14 protein-coding genes and 4 tRNA genes are annotated in these 16,959 nt (G+C 51.0%); 4 read left to right on the plus strand and 14 right to left on the minus strand.

What is annotated here, in order from left to right:
• Positions 1-626 precede the first annotated feature (626 nt).
• Positions 627-702: transfer RNA gene (locus HMPREF2726_RS06670), tRNA-Phe, on the minus strand.
• Positions 703-958: 256 nt separating this feature from the next.
• On the opposite strand from HMPREF2726_RS06670, the gene HMPREF2726_RS06675 reads away from it, so the two are divergent.
• Positions 959-1,528, plus strand: coding sequence for a hypothetical protein (locus tag HMPREF2726_RS06675; RefSeq protein ID WP_070602727.1), 570 nt, complete (start codon positions 959-961; stop codon positions 1,526-1,528).
• A gap of 113 nt (positions 1,529-1,641) precedes the next feature.
• On the opposite strand, the gene groL is transcribed toward HMPREF2726_RS06675, so the two are convergent.
• Both groL and groES read right to left on the minus strand, forming a co-directional pair.
• Positions 1,642-3,276, minus strand: coding sequence for a chaperonin GroEL (gene groL / locus HMPREF2726_RS06680; RefSeq protein ID WP_003744506.1), 1,635 nt, complete (start codon positions 3,274-3,276; stop codon positions 1,642-1,644).
• Positions 3,277-3,381: 105 nt separating this feature from the next.
• On the minus strand, positions 3,382-3,669 hold the full coding sequence (gene groES / locus HMPREF2726_RS06685) for a co-chaperone GroES (RefSeq protein ID WP_003755668.1): 288 nt from the start codon (positions 3,667-3,669) through the stop codon (positions 3,382-3,384).
• Between the two features lie 415 nt (positions 3,670-4,084).
• On the opposite strand from groES, the gene HMPREF2726_RS06690 reads away from it, so the two are divergent.
• Positions 4,085-6,100 (plus strand): TonB-dependent receptor domain-containing protein, encoded by a 2,016-nt coding sequence (locus tag HMPREF2726_RS06690; protein WP_070602729.1) that lies wholly within the window; start codon positions 4,085-4,087, stop codon positions 6,098-6,100.
• A 209-nt stretch (positions 6,101-6,309) separates the two neighbouring features.
• On the opposite strand, the gene HMPREF2726_RS06695 is transcribed toward HMPREF2726_RS06690, so the two are convergent.
• From HMPREF2726_RS06695 to HMPREF2726_RS06715, 5 genes are all read right to left on the minus strand, one after another.
• A complete protein-coding gene (locus HMPREF2726_RS06695; RefSeq protein WP_009312496.1) occupies positions 6,310-6,663 on the minus strand; it encodes a hypothetical protein in 354 nt (117 codons plus the stop codon).
• Positions 6,664-6,910: 247 nt separating this feature from the next.
• Positions 6,911-7,432 carry a hypothetical protein gene (locus HMPREF2726_RS06700; protein WP_009312494.1) on the minus strand — a complete coding sequence of 174 codons (522 nt, stop codon included), beginning with the start codon at positions 7,430-7,432 and terminating at the stop codon, positions 6,911-6,913.
• A 229-nt stretch (positions 7,433-7,661) separates the two neighbouring features.
• A tRNA-His gene (locus HMPREF2726_RS06705) sits at positions 7,662-7,737 on the minus strand.
• A gap of 10 nt (positions 7,738-7,747) precedes the next feature.
• Positions 7,748-7,824, minus strand: a tRNA-Arg gene (locus HMPREF2726_RS06710).
• Positions 7,825-7,853: 29 nt separating this feature from the next.
• A tRNA-Pro gene (locus HMPREF2726_RS06715) sits at positions 7,854-7,931 on the minus strand.
• A 238-nt stretch (positions 7,932-8,169) separates the two neighbouring features.
• Between HMPREF2726_RS06715 and folD the strand changes: the two genes are divergently transcribed.
• Positions 8,170-9,021, plus strand: a complete 852-nt coding sequence (gene folD, locus HMPREF2726_RS06720; RefSeq protein WP_009312491.1) for a bifunctional methylenetetrahydrofolate dehydrogenase/methenyltetrahydrofolate cyclohydrolase FolD — start codon at positions 8,170-8,172, stop codon at positions 9,019-9,021.
• A 68-nt stretch (positions 9,022-9,089) separates the two neighbouring features.
• Here folD and prmC read toward each other — a convergent pair whose 3' ends face one another.
• From prmC to HMPREF2726_RS06740, 5 genes are all read right to left on the minus strand, one after another.
• Positions 9,090-9,917 (minus strand): peptide chain release factor N(5)-glutamine methyltransferase, encoded by an 828-nt coding sequence (prmC, locus tag HMPREF2726_RS06725; RefSeq protein WP_009312489.1) that lies wholly within the window; start codon positions 9,915-9,917, stop codon positions 9,090-9,092.
• Between the two features lie 51 nt (positions 9,918-9,968).
• The gene (locus tag HMPREF2726_RS06730; protein ID WP_070602731.1) at positions 9,969-11,054 is read right to left on the minus strand and encodes a tetratricopeptide repeat protein; all 1,086 of its coding nucleotides are present in this window, start codon (positions 11,052-11,054) and stop codon (positions 9,969-9,971) included.
• A 75-nt stretch (positions 11,055-11,129) separates the two neighbouring features.
• Positions 11,130-13,280, minus strand: coding sequence for an ATP-dependent DNA helicase DinG (gene dinG / locus HMPREF2726_RS06735; RefSeq protein WP_070602733.1), 2,151 nt, complete (start codon positions 13,278-13,280; stop codon positions 11,130-11,132).
• A gap of 43 nt (positions 13,281-13,323) precedes the next feature.
• On the minus strand, positions 13,324-13,476 hold the full coding sequence (locus HMPREF2726_RS14130; protein ID WP_168163276.1) for a hypothetical protein: 153 nt from the start codon (positions 13,474-13,476) through the stop codon (positions 13,324-13,326).
• A 291-nt stretch (positions 13,477-13,767) separates the two neighbouring features.
• A complete protein-coding gene (locus tag HMPREF2726_RS06740; RefSeq protein ID WP_003766405.1) occupies positions 13,768-14,034 on the minus strand; it encodes a DUF3079 domain-containing protein in 267 nt (88 codons plus the stop codon).
• A 368-nt stretch (positions 14,035-14,402) separates the two neighbouring features.
• Here HMPREF2726_RS06740 and glmS point away from each other — a divergent pair, with 368 nt between their 5' ends.
• Positions 14,403-16,241, plus strand: a complete 1,839-nt coding sequence (glmS, locus tag HMPREF2726_RS06745; RefSeq protein ID WP_070602735.1) for a glutamine--fructose-6-phosphate transaminase (isomerizing) — start codon at positions 14,403-14,405, stop codon at positions 16,239-16,241.
• A gap of 86 nt (positions 16,242-16,327) precedes the next feature.
• On the opposite strand, the gene HMPREF2726_RS06750 is transcribed toward glmS, so the two are convergent.
• On the minus strand, positions 16,328-16,959 hold a 632-nt coding region (locus HMPREF2726_RS06750; protein ID WP_070602737.1), incomplete at its 5' end, for an IS30 family transposase.

The following is a 16,959-nucleotide window of genomic DNA, read 5'->3' on the forward strand; positions in this document are numbered from 1 at the left end:
CGCTGAATTTCCTTCATTCCGCCCCCTTTCGAAACATAAACCGAATAATTTGATGTTTATTGTTGTGAGATAAAAATGGGGATTGATGTTTTATCGTGGCTCACTTCAAAACAATACGGCGTGGTTGCCTACGGCAAGCCCGAACGGTTTCTGAATCAATCCCTTATAAAATGAGGTCGGTATCTTATCGTCCTTATGACGGGCATTCAAACAATATCTGAATATTTCCTAGTTTACTATTTCTTGATGTATTTAATTCGCAACAGATACGCCTGCGCCCGATTTATGCGGTGGACACACGAAGCCTGCCTGCGGGAACGGCTTTTATAAGTGGATTAAATTTAAATCAGGACAAGGCGACGAAGCCGTAGACAGTACAGATAGTACGGAACCGATTCACTTTGGTGCTTCAGCACCTTAGAGGAATCGTTCTCTTTGAACTAAGGCGAGGTAACGCCGTCGGTTTAAAGTTAAGCCACTATATAAAAGACGTTTCGATTAGCGGAAAGGGGCGGAGTTTGATAACAGAATGCAACTGAAAATTGTGGGATGTCTTATCAACAGGGATTGGCTTGATGATGCTTGGTGGCATGAGATAAAAAAATAACCGCCTTAGGCGGTTTTTATGGTGGCCAGAGGCGGAATCGAACCGCCGACACACGGATTTTCAATCCGTTGCTCTACCAACTGAGCTATCTGGCCTTCATCTGCATTGCAGGGAAGTGGGCATTAAACCAAAAACAACGGGTTCATGCAAGGTTTATTTTGAAATGGTGCGGAGATATTTTATAAACTTTTGTTTTAACTTAAATTAAATTTCGATGATTTTGAACAAAATCCGCCGGAGATCGACCGTCGGCACCCATAATTTTTCCATCGGGGAGGATTGTCGATTTCAGACGACCTATGTGTCGTTTTAAGATACAATCGCTTTTTTGTTTCTGAAGATATCTGTTTGATGTTGTATGATTTTTTAAAAGATATGTGGGATATTCTGCGTCTGCGCTATAAAAATCCTGCTGATTATTTCTATACGCTGCCTGTCATTTTGGCGATTTTGCTGCTGTTGGGCATGATTAATGCGGCAGATATGTCGACCTTGCTCGGCGTCAGCACTGCCACCGCCTTCTTTGGCGTGTTGGTTACCGTCATAAAGTGGCTGATTTTGAGCCGTGTGATGCGTCATGTTTTGAGTAGAAACGGCGCGCCGCGCCTGCCTTTATGGGGATTCATCTTGGCATCGGAAGCTTTGATGATTCCGGCGCTGCTTGTGTTTTACGTCCCGCAGATTACGCCACTGTTGATGCTTTGGAAGACTTGGGCGTTTTGGGCGCAGGCTGTCGGCTTGATGAAGATGGGGCAGGTTAAAGTTTGGACGGTATTCAAAGGCTATCTTTTGTACTTCTGCTGTATGGTTGTGATTATAGGGATTTTTATACAGCTGTTTACACTGGCTGGCTGGTTCGATAAAGCAACGCTAATGCAAAATTTTAATGCGTTAACGGCTGCTATGGAGCAGGCAAGATAAGCTAGGGGTCGTCTGAAAATCCACCCTTCTCGTTTTCAGACGACCTTCTTTCAAAGAAAAAACCTGCACGGTTGTCCGTGCAGGTTTTTGTTTGCGCTCAGGTTTGGGCAACCTTACATCATGCCGCCCATTCCACCCATGCCGCCCATGTCAGGCATAGCTGGTTTTTCTTCAGGGATTTCGGCAATCATGCAGTCAGTCGTCAGCATCAGGCCGGCGATAGACGCAGCGTGTTGCAGCGCGGAACGGGTTACTTTGGCGGGGTCGAGTACGCCCATTTCAATCATGTCGCCGTATTCGCCTGAGCCTGCGTTGTAACCGTAGTTGCCTTTGCCTTCCAGCACTTTGTTCACGACTACGCTAGGCTCGCCGCCTGCGTTGGCAACGATTTGGCGCAGCGGAGACTCAACGGCACGCAAGACGATTTGCACGCCTGCGTCTTGGTCGGCATTGCCGGTGTGCAGGTTTTCCAGAGCGGCACGGGCGCGCAACAGGGCTACACCGCCACCTGCAACCACGCCTTCTTCAACGGCGGCACGGGTAGCGTGCAGCGCGTCTTCCACGCGGTCTTTTTTCTCTTTCATTTCGACTTCGGTAGCGGCACCGACTTTAATCACTGCCACGCCGCCTGCCAGTTTGGCAACGCGCTCTTGCAGTTTTTCTTTGTCGTAATCGCTGGTTGCGGTTTCGATTTGTTGGCGGATTTCGGCAACACGCGCTTCGATTTGGGCAGCGTCGCCGAAGCCGTCGATGATGGTGGTGTTTTCTTTACCGATTTCGATGCGTTTGGCTTGACCCAAGTCTTCCAAAGTGGCTTTTTCCAAAGACAGGCCGACTTCTTCGGCAATCACGGTGCCGCCGGTCAGGATGGCGATGTCTTGCAACATGGCTTTGCGGCGGTCGCCGAAGCCCGGGGCTTTAACAGCAACGGTTTTCAGGATGCCGCGGATGTTGTTCACGACCAAAGTCGCCAAGGCTTCGCCTTCTACGTCTTCAGCAATAATCAACAGCGGACGGCTGGCTTTTGCCACTTGTTCCAAAACAGGCAGCAGGTCGCGGATGTTGCTGATTTTTTTGTCGAACAGCAAAACAAACGGATTGTCCAGCGCGGCGATTTGTTTTTCTGCGTCGTTGATGAAGTAAGGGGACAGGTAGCCGCGGTCGAACTGCATACCTTCGACGACATCCAATTCGTTTTCCAAAGATTTGCCGTCTTCAACGGTAATCACGCCTTCTTTGCCGACTTTTTCCATCGCTTCGGCAATAATCGCGCCGACTTGTTCGTCGGAGTTGGCGGAAATCGAGCCGACTTGGGCGATTTCTTTGGAAGTGTCGCAAGGTTTGGCGATGTTTTTCAGCTCTTCAACCAAAGCGGCGACAGCTTTGTCGATACCGCGTTTCAGGTCGGTCGGGTTCATGCCGGCGGTAACGTATTTCATGCCTTCGGCTACGATGGCTTGTGCCAGTACGGTGGCGGTAGTCGTACCGTCGCCCGCTACGTCGTTGGTTTTGGACGCGACTTCTTTCACCATTTGCGCGCCCATGTTTTCGAATTTGTCTTTCAATTCGATTTCTTTAGCGACGGTAACGCCGTCTTTGGTGATGTGCGGGCCGCCGAATGCGCGGTCAACCACTACGTTGCGGCCTTTAGGGCCCAAGGTTACGCGGACGGCGTTTGCCAGAGTGTTCACGCCGCTGACCATTTTTTGGCGGACTTCGTTACCGAACTGTACGTCTTTTGCTGCCATATTTTGATTCTCCTAATTTATTTAATACATTTGATTCTGTCTGAGGTCGTCTGAAAACCTTGTATGCCTTTTCAGACGACCTGTCGTTTTGAATGCACGGAATGCTTATTCCACAATCCCGAAAATGTCTTCTTCGCGCATTACCAACAGCTCTTCGCCGTCGGCTTTTACGGTTTGGCCGCTGTATTTGCCGAAAATGACTTTGTCGCCAACTTTGACATCCAGCGGACGGCGGTTGCCGTCTTTACCGATTTTGCCTGCGCCCACGGCGATTACTTCGCCCATATCGGGTTTTTCGGCGGCTGCGCCCGGCAGGACGATGCCTGATGCGGTTTTCTCTTCAGCTTCCAAGCGTTTGACGACGACGCGGTCGTGTAAAGGACGGATGGTCATGTTTTATGCTCCGATAAATAGTTTGAAAACAATCATCTGCCTTCAGCCGGCAGATGCGGTTTGAAAAATAAGGCGGCAAGTTTGTCAACAAACTTACCTGAACACAGCGGCAAATTAGGGTTCGGCCCGATAAATTCAAGGGAAGAAGTAAAAATTTTCTATGCAGGGTCGTCTGAAAACGGGCATGACAGATTGCGCACCATCTCTCAATACGGTTCAAACAGGCAAACATTTTCAGATGAACTTTTACAGTCGGCGAGCTTCAAATGGTCCTATCAGCAAAAGGCATGAAACGATGGATGCAAACCTATGCACGCCTTTACAAAATAATATCCTATCTTTAAAATAAATAGAAATTATTATTAATAAATAGTTTAGTTTAAAGAACTGAAACTTATCCAATAAGGAAATTTACATGACTTCCCCCCTGTTCCGATTCAGCCTGCTTTCACTGGCACTCGCCGCCGGCTTTGCCCACGCGGAAAACGAAGCGAAAGAAAGCGTTACCCTTGATACCGTTACCGTGAAAGGTCAGGCTACAAGCGCCACACACCGTGTAACAACGAAACGTATGGAAGAAACGACTTCCACTGATTTAAAAGACGTATTGTTCAACGAACCCTCTATCAGTTTCGGCGGCGGCAACGGTCAGTCGCAATGGGTAACCATCCGAGGTATGGGACAAGACCAAATAGACTATAAAGTTGACGATACTTACACCGACAGCCAGATTTTCCACCACAACGGTCGTTTTATGCTCGACCCCGCATTGGTAAAAGTCGTTGCCGTGCAAAAAGGTACGGGTTCAGCCTCCGCAGGTATCGGCGCAACCAGCGGCGCGATTGTTGCCGAAACGGTTGAAGCCAAAGATTTATTGAGAGAAGGCCAAAACGTCGGTTTCAAAGTAAATGCCGGCATCAGCAGCAATAAAGGCTATTCGCGCGGCGCAAGCGTTTACGGTCAGGCAGGCGGTTTTGACGCTTTGGTTTCAGGCAATTTCGTGCGCGAAAAAGAATACACGGCAGGCAAAGGCTACCGTAATCTGCTCGGAAGCGATAAGGTTTTGAACAGCGCATTGGGTTCGCGCGGCTTGCTGGGCAAAATCGGTTATCGTTTCAATGAAGACAACCGTATTGAATTGAGCCACCGCCAAGAAAAACAATATGGAGAACGCGCCCTGCGCGAAGAATTCGATTTCTCGCAAGTATTCCAAACCGACCGCCGCACGGGTCAATACGTTTTGGATGCCAACGGCAACCGTATTCCGAATACCGCCAACAACTCGCCGCGTTACCGCACGCTGACCCAAGACACCACCAACTTGGAATTCAAAGGCGGAAACTTGGGCTTTATCGAAAAAATCAAAGCCAATGTTTACCGCTTGAATACCAAACGCGACGAAGCCCCCAATCCCAATTATGAATTGGACGGTGAAGTACGGACATACGGAGCCAACCTGAATCTTGACAGCCGTCTATTTGACCGCCATACCCTGAAATACGGAGTAAACTGGCGCAATCAAAAAAGCAGCTCAAACGGAGAAGGCGGCGAGAAGAAAAACGATGCCGGCGTATATGTAGAAGGTATTTGGGATTTGTCTCCGGTTACGCTGACCACAGGTCTGCGCTATGACCGTTGGAAAATGAAAACCAGCAGTAATACAGAAAATTCAGACGGCAACTTCAATCCAAGCATCGGGTTGGTTTATGATATTTCTCCCGAATTCTCTATCAACACCAGCCTGAACTATGCAACCCGCAGCCCCCGCCTGTACGAAGCAGCTTTAGCAAACAACAGGCCGATTGTTGCATCGCCTAACTTGAAAGCAGAACGCTCGCGAAATGCAGAAATTGGCTTTAACTACCACTGGAATTCTGCCCTAACACTGTCCGGCAGCTACTTCCACCAACAAATCAAAGATGTGCAAGCCATCCGCCAAGAAGGGCGAAACTACGTCTGGTATAACGGCGGCAAGCTGAAAAACAGAGGTTACGAACTGAACGCCGCCTACCGTTGGAAAGATCTGACCGCCCGCGCAGGCGTAGCTTACAGCAGACCGAAGCTGAACGGAGATACCGCCGACATCGTGACAACCGCTATCCCGATGGGACGTACATGGACGACAGGTCTGTCGTACCAATTCGACAATCCGAACCTGGAAATCGGCTGGCGCGGACGTTATGTCCAAAATGCAGGCTATGCTCCGACCTCGCGTGGCTCTGACGTAGCTCTGAATGTTGTCCGCGCAGGCTACGGCGTCAACGATGTCTTCGCCAACTGGAAGCCGACGGGCAAAGACGACTTGAACGTCAACTTCGCCGTCAACAATGTCTTGAATAAAAACTACAAGCCGCACAGCCAACGCGCAGGTGCCAACTCCCTGCCTGAACCAGGCCGCGATATCCGCCTGAGCGTAAACTACCGCTTCTAAACATTGCGTAAAAGCAAAGACGTCGTCTGAAAAACTTCTGCTGTTTTCAGACGACGTCTCTTTGTTTGGAAAACCGTGTTTACCGGAAGACTGTTTGTTCAAATGTCCTTTCGGACAGCCTTGTCGCGTTCCGCTTCGGTTGAGTGAATATATTGCATCAGCGTTTGAATAAAAACGGTCAAATCACGCTGCCTTCAGATCACCTCAACTCATTTTTTAATTTTTATCTGATAAAATTTCTTCTGATCCTTACTTTCAAACCAGCCTACTGCGCCTCTTACATAATAAGATATTTCAACCGTAATATCTTGTTTGGTTATTGGGGTTCCGGAAATAACCGTTTCATTGTCCCATTTCCCAGTTACAGAGGAAACAGATAAACCCGAATCTTCAGGCGTAATGGTTGCGCGAAAAGAGTCAGGATATAATCTAAGCCCGCCGGTAAAGTTTACGCTTACTGAATAAGGTTGATTAAATTTTGCATCAGGCAATGATTCGACTTTGTGGGTTAAAGTACAGCTCGTGGCGAAGCAAGCTAGAGCAAATATAAACAATTTTTTCATTTTCTTTTTTCCTATGTTATTGCTTCAAAAACTATTGCCCCGAAGCCGGCGTTTAAAAACTTCTTTAAAGTTCTCTCTTTTTTGGATTCACTAAAATCTGTAAGATTCTTAAGCATCCCCAGTAAATAGTTTCAAATTTAATCTATCAGTCAGCCTGCTATATTGGTCAATTACTTCCCCCGTCACGAATGGCGGTTGGTTTTAGTGAAATACAGCGATATTTCGATTTGCTCCTTCAACCGGCAAATCATGCCAACTCTTCCCTCACGATTTCACGCCGCTTCCCTTGAGGATCAATAAGCTCAATGGTAATCGCATCCATACCATCCTGCCGTAGGCGATCAAAATCTATAATTTCACCATTTATCAGCTCTATTTTGCCGTTTTCATCGCAAAAATCTTCGCGTTCGGCTTCATAGTCGATATTGTAGAAAGCATGAACTTCAATTTGGTACAGCGTGTCATCCAAATCTTGCAGGGGGCGATTATTCAGAGAATCTTCAGAATGTTCATCGCACAACATGGCGTTGTAGCCGTGCCTACCGCCATCAAACAGTAGAATTTCCTGCCCGCTTTCAGGCTCAACGGCGACAACTTTAACCGGAGCGTTGTCTGTATCGGTGATCAGGTCGTCGTAAAATTTACCGTAATAACGGATGTAGAAACGGTTTGAACCATTATGGGCTATGGCAAAACGGTACTTGATACCGTCGAAACTATGCAGACTGTCAGCGTGAATATAAGGCTGCAAGTGGGTAGGGACGGGCATGATGGGTTCTCCTTTTCTCTAGGGAGTCTTCAGTTTCACAGAAAATTTGTTACTTTCAGAAGATTTGTTTTCAGACGACCTCAAAGTCACCTAAAAGTTTATCTTACATACCACGACACTTCAAAAGCCAAATACTTCAATTCTCACAGATGATACAAAAGTCCAATCGCTATTTGAAATGTAATAGACAATAAAAAATCCTGCATATTGCTATGCAGGATTTTTTATTTGGGGTGGCTGATGGGGCTCGAACCCACGACAACTGGAATCACAATCCAGGGCTCTACCAACTGAGCTACAGCCACCATTAACTTTTGGCACGCCCGACAGGAATCGAACCTGTAACCCCCGACTTAGAAGGTCGGTGCTCTATCCGGTTGAGCTACGGGCGCTCATGCCGATTCGTGCTGAATTTTTTGTGTGGTCGGGGCGGTGGGATTCGAACTCACGACCCTCTGCTCCCAAAGCAGATGCGCTAACCGGGCTGCGCTACGCCCCGACTGAAGAATGGGAATATACAGATACGCTGAAATCCTGTCAATCCAATTTGAGATCATTTTTCTTTTTTCTAAATTATCTGTTTATTTTTATTTAAAATTTAATTTTTTGCCTACTTCATATCGGGTGTAATGCCGTTCAAAAATACAGTTTCGGTTTTTGCTGTTATCCGACTGCCAAATCGGTTTAAAAATGCGATAATTGCGTTTGCTATTTATTGATAACCAAATGGAAATTTCATGACAGCCAAATTGATTGACGGTAAAAAAATATCGCAGGAGCGTTTGCAGCTGGTATCCGCTGCGGTAGCCAAGCGGCTTGAATCCGGATTGCGCGCGCCTTGTTTGGCCGTGGTGTTGGTCGGTGACAATCCTGCCAGTGCCGTATATGTCCGCAACAAAAAATCGGCATGCCAAAAATGCGGCATCCGGTCTTTGTCTTATGAGCTGCCTGCGTCGACTTCTCAGGAAGACTTGCTCAAGCTGATTGATGAATTGAACGGGAACGCGGAAGTAGACGGTATTTTGGTGCAGCTTCCGCTTCCTGAGGGCTTAGACAGTCAGGCTGTTTTGGAGCGTATCCATCCGGACAAAGATGTGGACGGTTTCCATCCTTATAACGTGGGTCGTTTGGTGGTAAAAATGCCGCTGATGCGCCCTTGTACGCCCAAGGGTGTGATGACGCTGCTGGAGGCTTACGGCATCGATCCGAAAGGCAAGAAGGCGGTGGTTGTCGGGGCATCGAATATTGTCGGACGCCCGCAGGCATTGGAGCTGCTGCTTGCCCGCGCCACGGTAACGATTTGCCACAGTGCGACGGAAAACTTGGACAAGGAAGTCGGGGCTGCCGATATTGTGGTGGTAGGCGTCGGGATTCCCAATTTTGTCAAAGGGGAATGGATTAAACCCGGCGCGGTGGTGATTGATGTCGGGATTAACCGTTTGGAAGATGGCAGCCTGTGCGGCGATGTGGAATTTGATGTGGCAAAAGAACGGGCGGGCATGATTACCCCGGTACCCGGTGGGGTCGGTCCGATGACAATTGCGACTTTATTGGAAAATACTTTACATGCTGCGATGCTGCATGACTAAACTACTGTAAACGGACACGATACGGCGGGCGGCAGATTGGCGGCTTCACTTTCAACCGCTGGAAAACATTATTCGATGTGGCGGAACATGCCTAAAGTCAATCTGTCCAGCCCTGCCAAATCTTGTTGCGTACTGACTTCGGCAAAGCCGTTTGCCGTCAAAATCTGCCGCACTGCTGCGCCTTGGTTGTAACCATGTTCCAGCAGCAGCCATCCGCCCTCTTTCAAAAACTCCGGCGCGCGCTGCGCCAGCTCTCGAATACAGCTCAAGCCGTCGGCAAAATCTGTCAACGCCGTTTGCGGCTCGAATCTCAAATCCCCTTGGCTCAAATGCTCGTCGCCGGCTTCGATATAAGGCGGATTGGAAACAATGACATCGAAGCGATGTTTGTCTTCAGACGACGTCTTATCCGTCTCAAACCATGAACCCAATGCAAACTCGACCCTTGCGCCCAGAGTTTCCGCGTTTTTACGGGCAATCGCCAACGCTCCGCCGCTGATATCGGAAGCGCGCACTACCGCATCCGTTCTTTCCAACGCCACCGTCACGGCAACCGCCCCGCTGCCCGTTCCCAAATCCCAAACCTGCCCGTTTGCAGGGAGATGCCCGATAACCGCCTCCACCAAATGCTCGGTTTCGGGACGGGGAATCAACACGTCGGGACTGACTTCAAACCATCGTCCGTAAAACTCCCGTCCGCCTAAAATATACGCCATCGGCTCGCCTTTCAGACGACGTGCCTGAAGGATATCCAGTTGCGCGGCTACTGCTTCCGGCAGCGGATCGGCGCCTTGCGTGACCAACTGCACACGGCTATAACCGCCTGCATGTTGCAGCAACATACGGGCTTCGAGTCTCGGCAACTGCGAATGGCGCAGCCATTGGTCTAAGGTCATGTCGTGTTTGTCCTGAGTTTGTACGGGTAACGGTGAGGGGTCCTGTTTATCTTAATCTTTGCGCGGCGGCCAATAGACGTCTTCTTTTTTGACGATGCCGCGTTTGAGAATGTCGGAGGCAAGGGCAGCGGTGTCAGGCGGATTTTGGTAGAACGCCGCGTCTTCCTTGCTCATTGCGGAGTAGATGCCTTTCCAGTGGGTTTTGGCGGGAGGCAGAGGGAGAACTTCATCTAGGCGCGGGAAGGTGTAGAAGGGGTTGCCACTTTTGGTATCTGTGCCTGTAAGTGCTGTATACAACTCGTGGTAAGCTGTTTCACGGACAGGATCAGCTGGGGTGGAAGCGAATTCCTTCATATAGGCTTTCGTTTTACCATAAACGTGACTCAAACGTAAAGCCGATTCTCCCCCACTTTCTCCTCCATAGCGCACTGCATTGTGCATTAACCGCAAAGATTCTTTCAGATCACCATCAATGGCTTTAAACGAAGATAATTGCTTCATTGCTGCAGAGAACCCTTGTTTGGAAGCACAACCAAGAAGCAATTCCTGAGTTTTTAAATCCTTTGTCTGATTTCGATAAATGAGAGACAGTTCATACTGCGCCAGTGGTACGCCCAAATCTACCGCCTTTTGCAAATAGGCAAGACCAAGTTGCGGATCACGGCGGTAACCTGCATTGCCTTCGTACAGCGCGTCAAACAGCCAATAGTTTGCCATCGCCCAATTTTTGTCCAGACCGTAGTGCAGCCACTTTCGGGCGCGGTTGTGCAAGGGGTTGTACATGATGCCGGTCGAACCTTGCACATGGGTGTAGAGCAGGTAAAGGTTGTTGATTGCCTGATAATGCCCTTTTGATGCCGCGGCTTCGTACAAGACAATCATGTCCTGAAATTCCTGTTTGTTCATACGCCAGTCTTTGGCATCCAGTAGTGTGGCGGCACGATACCAGAGATGGGATTCGGCATCGGGCGGGGACGGCGGTGTCCAAGTCGCGCAGGTGTATTCGGTGCGGTTGGGATCGAATGCTTTGGGGGCGGGATGGGTTTGGACGTAATCGCGGTCGGGCATGTTAGGAGACGCCGAACCGCAGGAAACCAGCAGGGGGATAAGCAGGGCGATGAAAGTGAGTTTTTTCATGGTATGTGTTGATTGTGTTTATGTTGAGGTCGTCTGAAGCTGAAAATCAGGTTTCAGACGACCTTTTTATAGGTTTCAACCTATCCTTTTAAACGGCGGCAGGCTGGCTAGTAATTGTTGGCCGTACCGCTGCGTTTTGACGCGGTTGTCGAGGATGGTCACGCGGCCGTAGTCTTGTTCGGTGCGGATGAGGCGGCCGACGGCTTGGATGAGTTTGATGCCGGCTTCGGGGACGGTGATTTCGATGAAGGGGTTACCGCCGCGCTGTTCTATCCAGCGGTTTTGGGTTTTTTCGATGGGGTTGTCGGGCATGGCGAAGGGGAGTTTGGCGATGATGACTTGCACGCAGGCGGTGCCGGGCAGGTCGAGTCCTTCGGCGAAGCTGTCGAGTCCGAAGATGATGCTGGCTTTGTCTTCTTCTATGGCTTGGTGGTGTTTTTGCAGGAGGACGGCTTTGGGCAATTCGCCTTGTACGAGCAAGAGCGGCAGGTAGTCTTCGGGCAGGCGCAGGGCGACATCCTGCATTTGTTTGCGCGAGGAAAACAGGACGAGCGTGCCGATGGCTTCGGTGGGCGAAATGAGCTTGGGCAGCCATTCGACGATGGCGGCGGTGTGCGCGGCGGGGTCTTTGGGGCTGGCGTGTACGGGTGGGATGTAGAGTTCGCCTTGCGCGTCGAAATCAAACGGGCTTTCTAGGGCGAGGGTGGTGGTTTCGGGCAGCCATTGCAGTCCGGTTTGGCGCAGGATCAGGTTGAAGCTGCCCAAGGATTGCAGGGTGGCGGAGGTCAGCACTGCGCCTGCCGCGCGCCGCCACAGGCTGTTGGCGAGATGGGACGCGCTGCTGATGGGGCTGGCGTTGAAAATGTAGTCGTTTTTGTCGTCGGCGCGGCGGGTTATCCATTTCGCCAGCGGTTCTTCGCCCTCGAGGGGGACGGTGGAGAGCAAGTCCCATGTAGCGGTGATTTGTTCGATACGGGCGCGGAATACGCCGAATTCGGTACTCAGGCGGTCGATTTGCGCGCTGTTTTGGTCTTTGTCGCGGCGGGCGGCGGACAGGGCGTCGTTGAGGCTGTTGATGTGTTTGTAGAGGCTGCGGGCGGCGATGGCGGTGTTGGAAACGGTGGTTTCGAGGCCTTCGGGGATTTTGCCGTCTTCCCATAGCCAAGTCGGTTCGCTGTTTGTCCGTCTGTCGTTTTCAGACGACCCCAAGCTCAAAGACGGCTCTTCGGCGAGGTGGAACTGCCATTCGTGCAGGCTTTCGAGCAGCGCGGCGGCGGCTTCGTCGGCAAGGTTCGCCAACTCGCCTTTGTCGGTGAGTGCGGCAATTTTGCCGGTAACCTGCGGCAGTTTTTCCAACGCCCACACCGCTTGGTTCCACGAATGCTCGGCGGCAAACTGGCTGAGTGCTTTTTTGGGCAGGTGGTGCGCTTCGTCGATGCAGTAGAAGCTGTTTTCAGGGTCGGGCAAAATCACGCCGCCGCCCATGCTGATGTCGACCATCAGCAAATCGTGGTTGGTTACGACGACATCGACGGTCTCCAGCGTGTCGCGGGCAAGGTAAAACGGGCATTCCGGTCGGTTGGGACAGGCGGTTTTGAGGCAGCCGTAGTTGTCGTTGTTCACCTTCATCCAGATGGTGTCGTCGATTTTTTCCGGCCAAGTGTCGCGGTCGCCGTTGAACCGACGGGCGGAAAATTCGTCAGCGATGTCGCGCAGCAGCTTCAATTCTTCGGGCTTGGGTTTGCTGTCCCACAACACGGCGGGGGCTTCGAAGCCGAGCAGGTTTTGCTGGGCGTTGCTTTGCGTGAGTTGGTAGAGTTTGTAGGGGCAGAGATAACGGCCACGCCCTTTGGCAAGCGCGAAGGTCAGTTCCAAGCCGCTTTTTTCAACCAAAAACGGCAGATCGCGGTCCACCAACTGCTCCTGCAAGGCAACCGTCGCGCTGCTCACAATCAGCCGCTTGCCGCGCGTCTGCGCCATAATGCCGCCCGCCAGCAGGTAGGCAAGCGATTTGCCCACGCCGGTCGGCCCTTCGATTACGGCAATGCTCTCGCCCTCGCGCTTGGGCGGCTCGCCGCCTTCTTCGCGCGTCAATGTCCGCGAAAAAGCGTTGGCAACCGCCGCAATCATTTCCCGCTGCGAAGCGCGCGGACGGAAACCGGGCAGGTTTTTGCCGATATTTTGGTAATGGTCGCGGATGGCGTTTTTTTCTAAATCGGTGAGCATTGAGGTCGTCTGAAAAGGTGGATTTGCTTATGAATTTGTTATTTTAGCATTTTTCGGGGACGGGTTCGGGAGAGATGGGAGAGGTCGTCTGAAAAGCATATTTTGGCGTTTTCAGACGACCTTTGGTAAGGGAAGCCACATTGGGACAGGGGATTTGAACCGTTGCCGTTGCCGTTGCCGTTTCTGTTGCCGTCATTCCCGCCCCCGCCTACGCGAGGACAGGCTACGGCGGGAATCCATTTTTGAAATTCAGAAACTGTTTTTCAAATCAAGGTTTCTTAAGTTTTACGATGGATTCCCGCTTGCGCGGGAATGACGGAATTTGATGACATATCGTATTTAAAGTTAAGTATGTTTGCTAGAGAGATGGGCAGTAGCGGTTTAGTGCAGGTGGGATTAATTTCTTGGTGCATCGTTGAAATAAAGATAAGGGCGCATGATCGCGCCCCTTCGGTTTTCAGACGACCCCTTAAGTTTAGCAGGGTGCTTAAGCCGTTTTGTTCCGCAACGGCAGTTTGATATGCGGTTTGGCAGGTTTGGGCGCTTCTTTCAAACCCAGTTCGATTTGCTGCTCTTCGCTCAACAAATTGCTCCAGTCGCCTTTTTTATACCACTCGCGCCCGTCCAATTCGATGGGGTGCTGGATGCGCTCGCAGCCGTTGCCGCATTGCAAATCGTCTTCTTTACAATATTTGTCGCAACCCCAGCAGATGCGCTCCGGCGCTTTGGGGAAGATGGGGAATTTTTTTGCCATGGTGTGAAATCCTTGTTTTTATTTTCATGAAATTATAAATGATTCGATTGCGGCAGCTTGGTTTTTGTACGTCTTTTTACGCTGGACAGTTAAGAAATGTATAAGGTCGTCTGAAATAGCCAGCCGATTCATGTTATATTTATACAGACAGCATATCAACCTATTCGATAAAACTAATCCGCCATATGGCACTCAAACGGCGGAAAGCCTAATATTTGAAACTATTTTTAAAGCAATCAATCAGTTGGATTTACTGTTAATTTCTTTAAAATTCAGTATGATATATTACGCTCTGATATAATGTGCGGGCAAGGCGTACGGAAGCCGGCGTCTTGTCTTTTTTCAACTTTAGATACTAAGGAACTTATATGTGCGGTATCGTCGGCGCCATCCGCGCCAATCACAATGTAGTCGATTTTCTGACCGACGGTCTTAAACGCCTTGAATATCGGGGCTACGATTCGTCGGGTATCGCCGTGAATACAGACGGCAAAATCAAACGCGTGCGCCGTGTCGGCCGCGTGCAGCTGATGGAGGACGCGGCGCGCGAAAAAGGCGTGTTCGGACACATCGGCATCGGCCATACCCGCTGGGCGACCCACGGCGGCGTAACCGAACCCAACGCCCACCCCCACATCTCCGGCGGGATGATTGCCGTCGTCCACAACGGCATCATCGAAAACTTCGAAGCCGAACGCGAACGCCTCAAAGCCTTGGGTTACACCTTCGAATCGCAAACCGACACCGAAGTCATCGCCCACAGCGTCAATCACGAATACACCCAAAACGGCGGCAAACTGTTTGAAGCCGTCCGCGCAGCCACCGCCCGTTTCCACGGCGCATACGCCATCGCCGTGATGGCGCAGGACAAACCCGAAGAAATGGTCGTTGCACGCATGGGCTGCCCGCTCTTGGTGGCATTGGGCGACCAAGAAACCTTCATCGCCTCCGACGTATCCGCCGTCATCGCCTTTACCCGCCGCATCGCCTATTTGGAAGACGGCGACATCGCCGTATTGAGTGCGAACGGCATCGACAAACTGATTGACAAAACCGGTGCCGAAACCCAACGCAAAGTCAAAGTATCCGAGTTGTCGCTCGCTTCGCTGGAGTTGGGACCATACAGCCACTTCATGCAAAAAGAAATCCACGAGCAGCCGCGCGCCATCGCCGATACCGCCGAAGTCTTCCTTGACGGCGGCTTCGAACCCGAAAACTTCGGCGCAAACGCATGCGAAGTGTTCGACGACATCCACAGCATCAAAATCCTTGCCTGCGGCACGTCCTACTACGCCGCGCTGACCGCCAAATACTGGCTCGAATCCATCGCCAAAATCCCGACCGACGTCGAAATCGCCAGCGAATACCGCTACCGCGACGTGATTGCCGATCCGAAACAACTGATCATCACCATCTCCCAATCCGGCGAAACCTTGGACACGATGGAAGCCCTGAAATACGCGCAGTCTTTGGGACACCAACACAGCCTGTCCATCTGCAACGTCATGGAATCCGCCCTGCCGCGCGAAAGCGAATTGGTGCTGTACACCCGCGCCGGTGCAGAAATCGGCGTCGCTTCCACCAAAGCGTTCACCACGCAACTGGTTGTATTGTTTGGCTTGGCGGTGACGCTGGGCAAACAGCGCGGTTTGGTTTCTGCCGAAAAAGCGCGCGAATACGTCGAAGAACTGCGCCAACTGCCCGGCAGCATCCAACACGTTCTCAACCTTGAGCCGCAAATCGCCGCGTGGGCGCAAAAATTTGCCAAGAAAAACAGCGCACTGTTTTTAGGCCGCGGCATCCACTTCCCGATTGCCCTCGAAGGCGCGTTGAAGCTGAAAGAAATCACCTACATCCACGCCGAAGCCTATCCCGCAGGCGAATTGAAACACGGCCCGCTGGCATTGGTGGACGAAAACATGCCCGTCGTCGTCATCGCGCCGAACGACGGCTTGTTGGACAAAGTTAAAGCCAATATGCAGGAAGTCGGCGCACGCGGTGGCGAACTCTTCGTCTTCGCCGATTTGGACAGCAATTTCAACGCCACCGACGGCGTGCACGTTATCCGCGCCCCGCGCCACGTCGGCGTCCTCTCGCCGATCGTGCATACCATCCCCGTGCAGCTCTTGTCCTACCATGCCGCCCTCGCACGCGGTACGGACGTGGACAAACCGCGCAACCTGGCGAAATCGGTTACAGTTGAATAAAGCCTGATTTGAACGGTAAAAGGTCGTCTGAAAACTGGGAAACCAAAGTTTTCAGACGACCTTGGATTCGGATTTCAAGTGCAACACTAGGGTACCAGTGGTTGGAACAGATTTAAGAATAAAACACTTGGCGTTTCGTAGCCAAGTGTTTTTCTTGGCCGGTGGTTCAACTCATCTTGAACCCTGCGTATCTCCCGATCGCTGATATTTCGGAAATCGGTTTGTTTGGGGAAATATTGCCGGATGAGTCCATTGGTGTTCTCATTCAGCCCTTTCTCCCAAGAATGGTAGGGGCGGCAAAAATAGGTTTTCGCTGCTAACGCTTTGGCTATTTTGGTGTGTTGGTAGAATTCTTTGCCATTGTCCATGGTAATGGTGTGCACCCTGGCTTTATGTGCCTTTAATGCCCTAACGGCTGCTAGGGCAGTGTCTTCGGCTTTGAGGCTATCCAATTTGCAGATGATGGTGTAGCGGGTAGTGCGTTCGACCAAGGTCAATAACGCGCTTTTCTGATTTTTGCCGACGATGGTGTCGGCCTCCCAATCGCCGATGCGGGTTTTCTGGTCGACGATAGCAGGTCGGTTTTCTATGCCGACGCGGTCGGGCACTTTGCCTCTGGTCCATGTGCTGCCGTAGCGTTTGCGGTAGGGTTTGCTGTATATTCTGAGGTGTTGCCACAACGTACCGCCGTTGCTTTTGTCTTGGCGGAGGTAGCGGT

Source organism: Neisseria sp. HMSC074B07, assembly GCF_001810355.1.
In the GTDB taxonomy this organism is placed as follows: domain Bacteria; phylum Pseudomonadota; class Gammaproteobacteria; order Burkholderiales; family Neisseriaceae; genus Neisseria.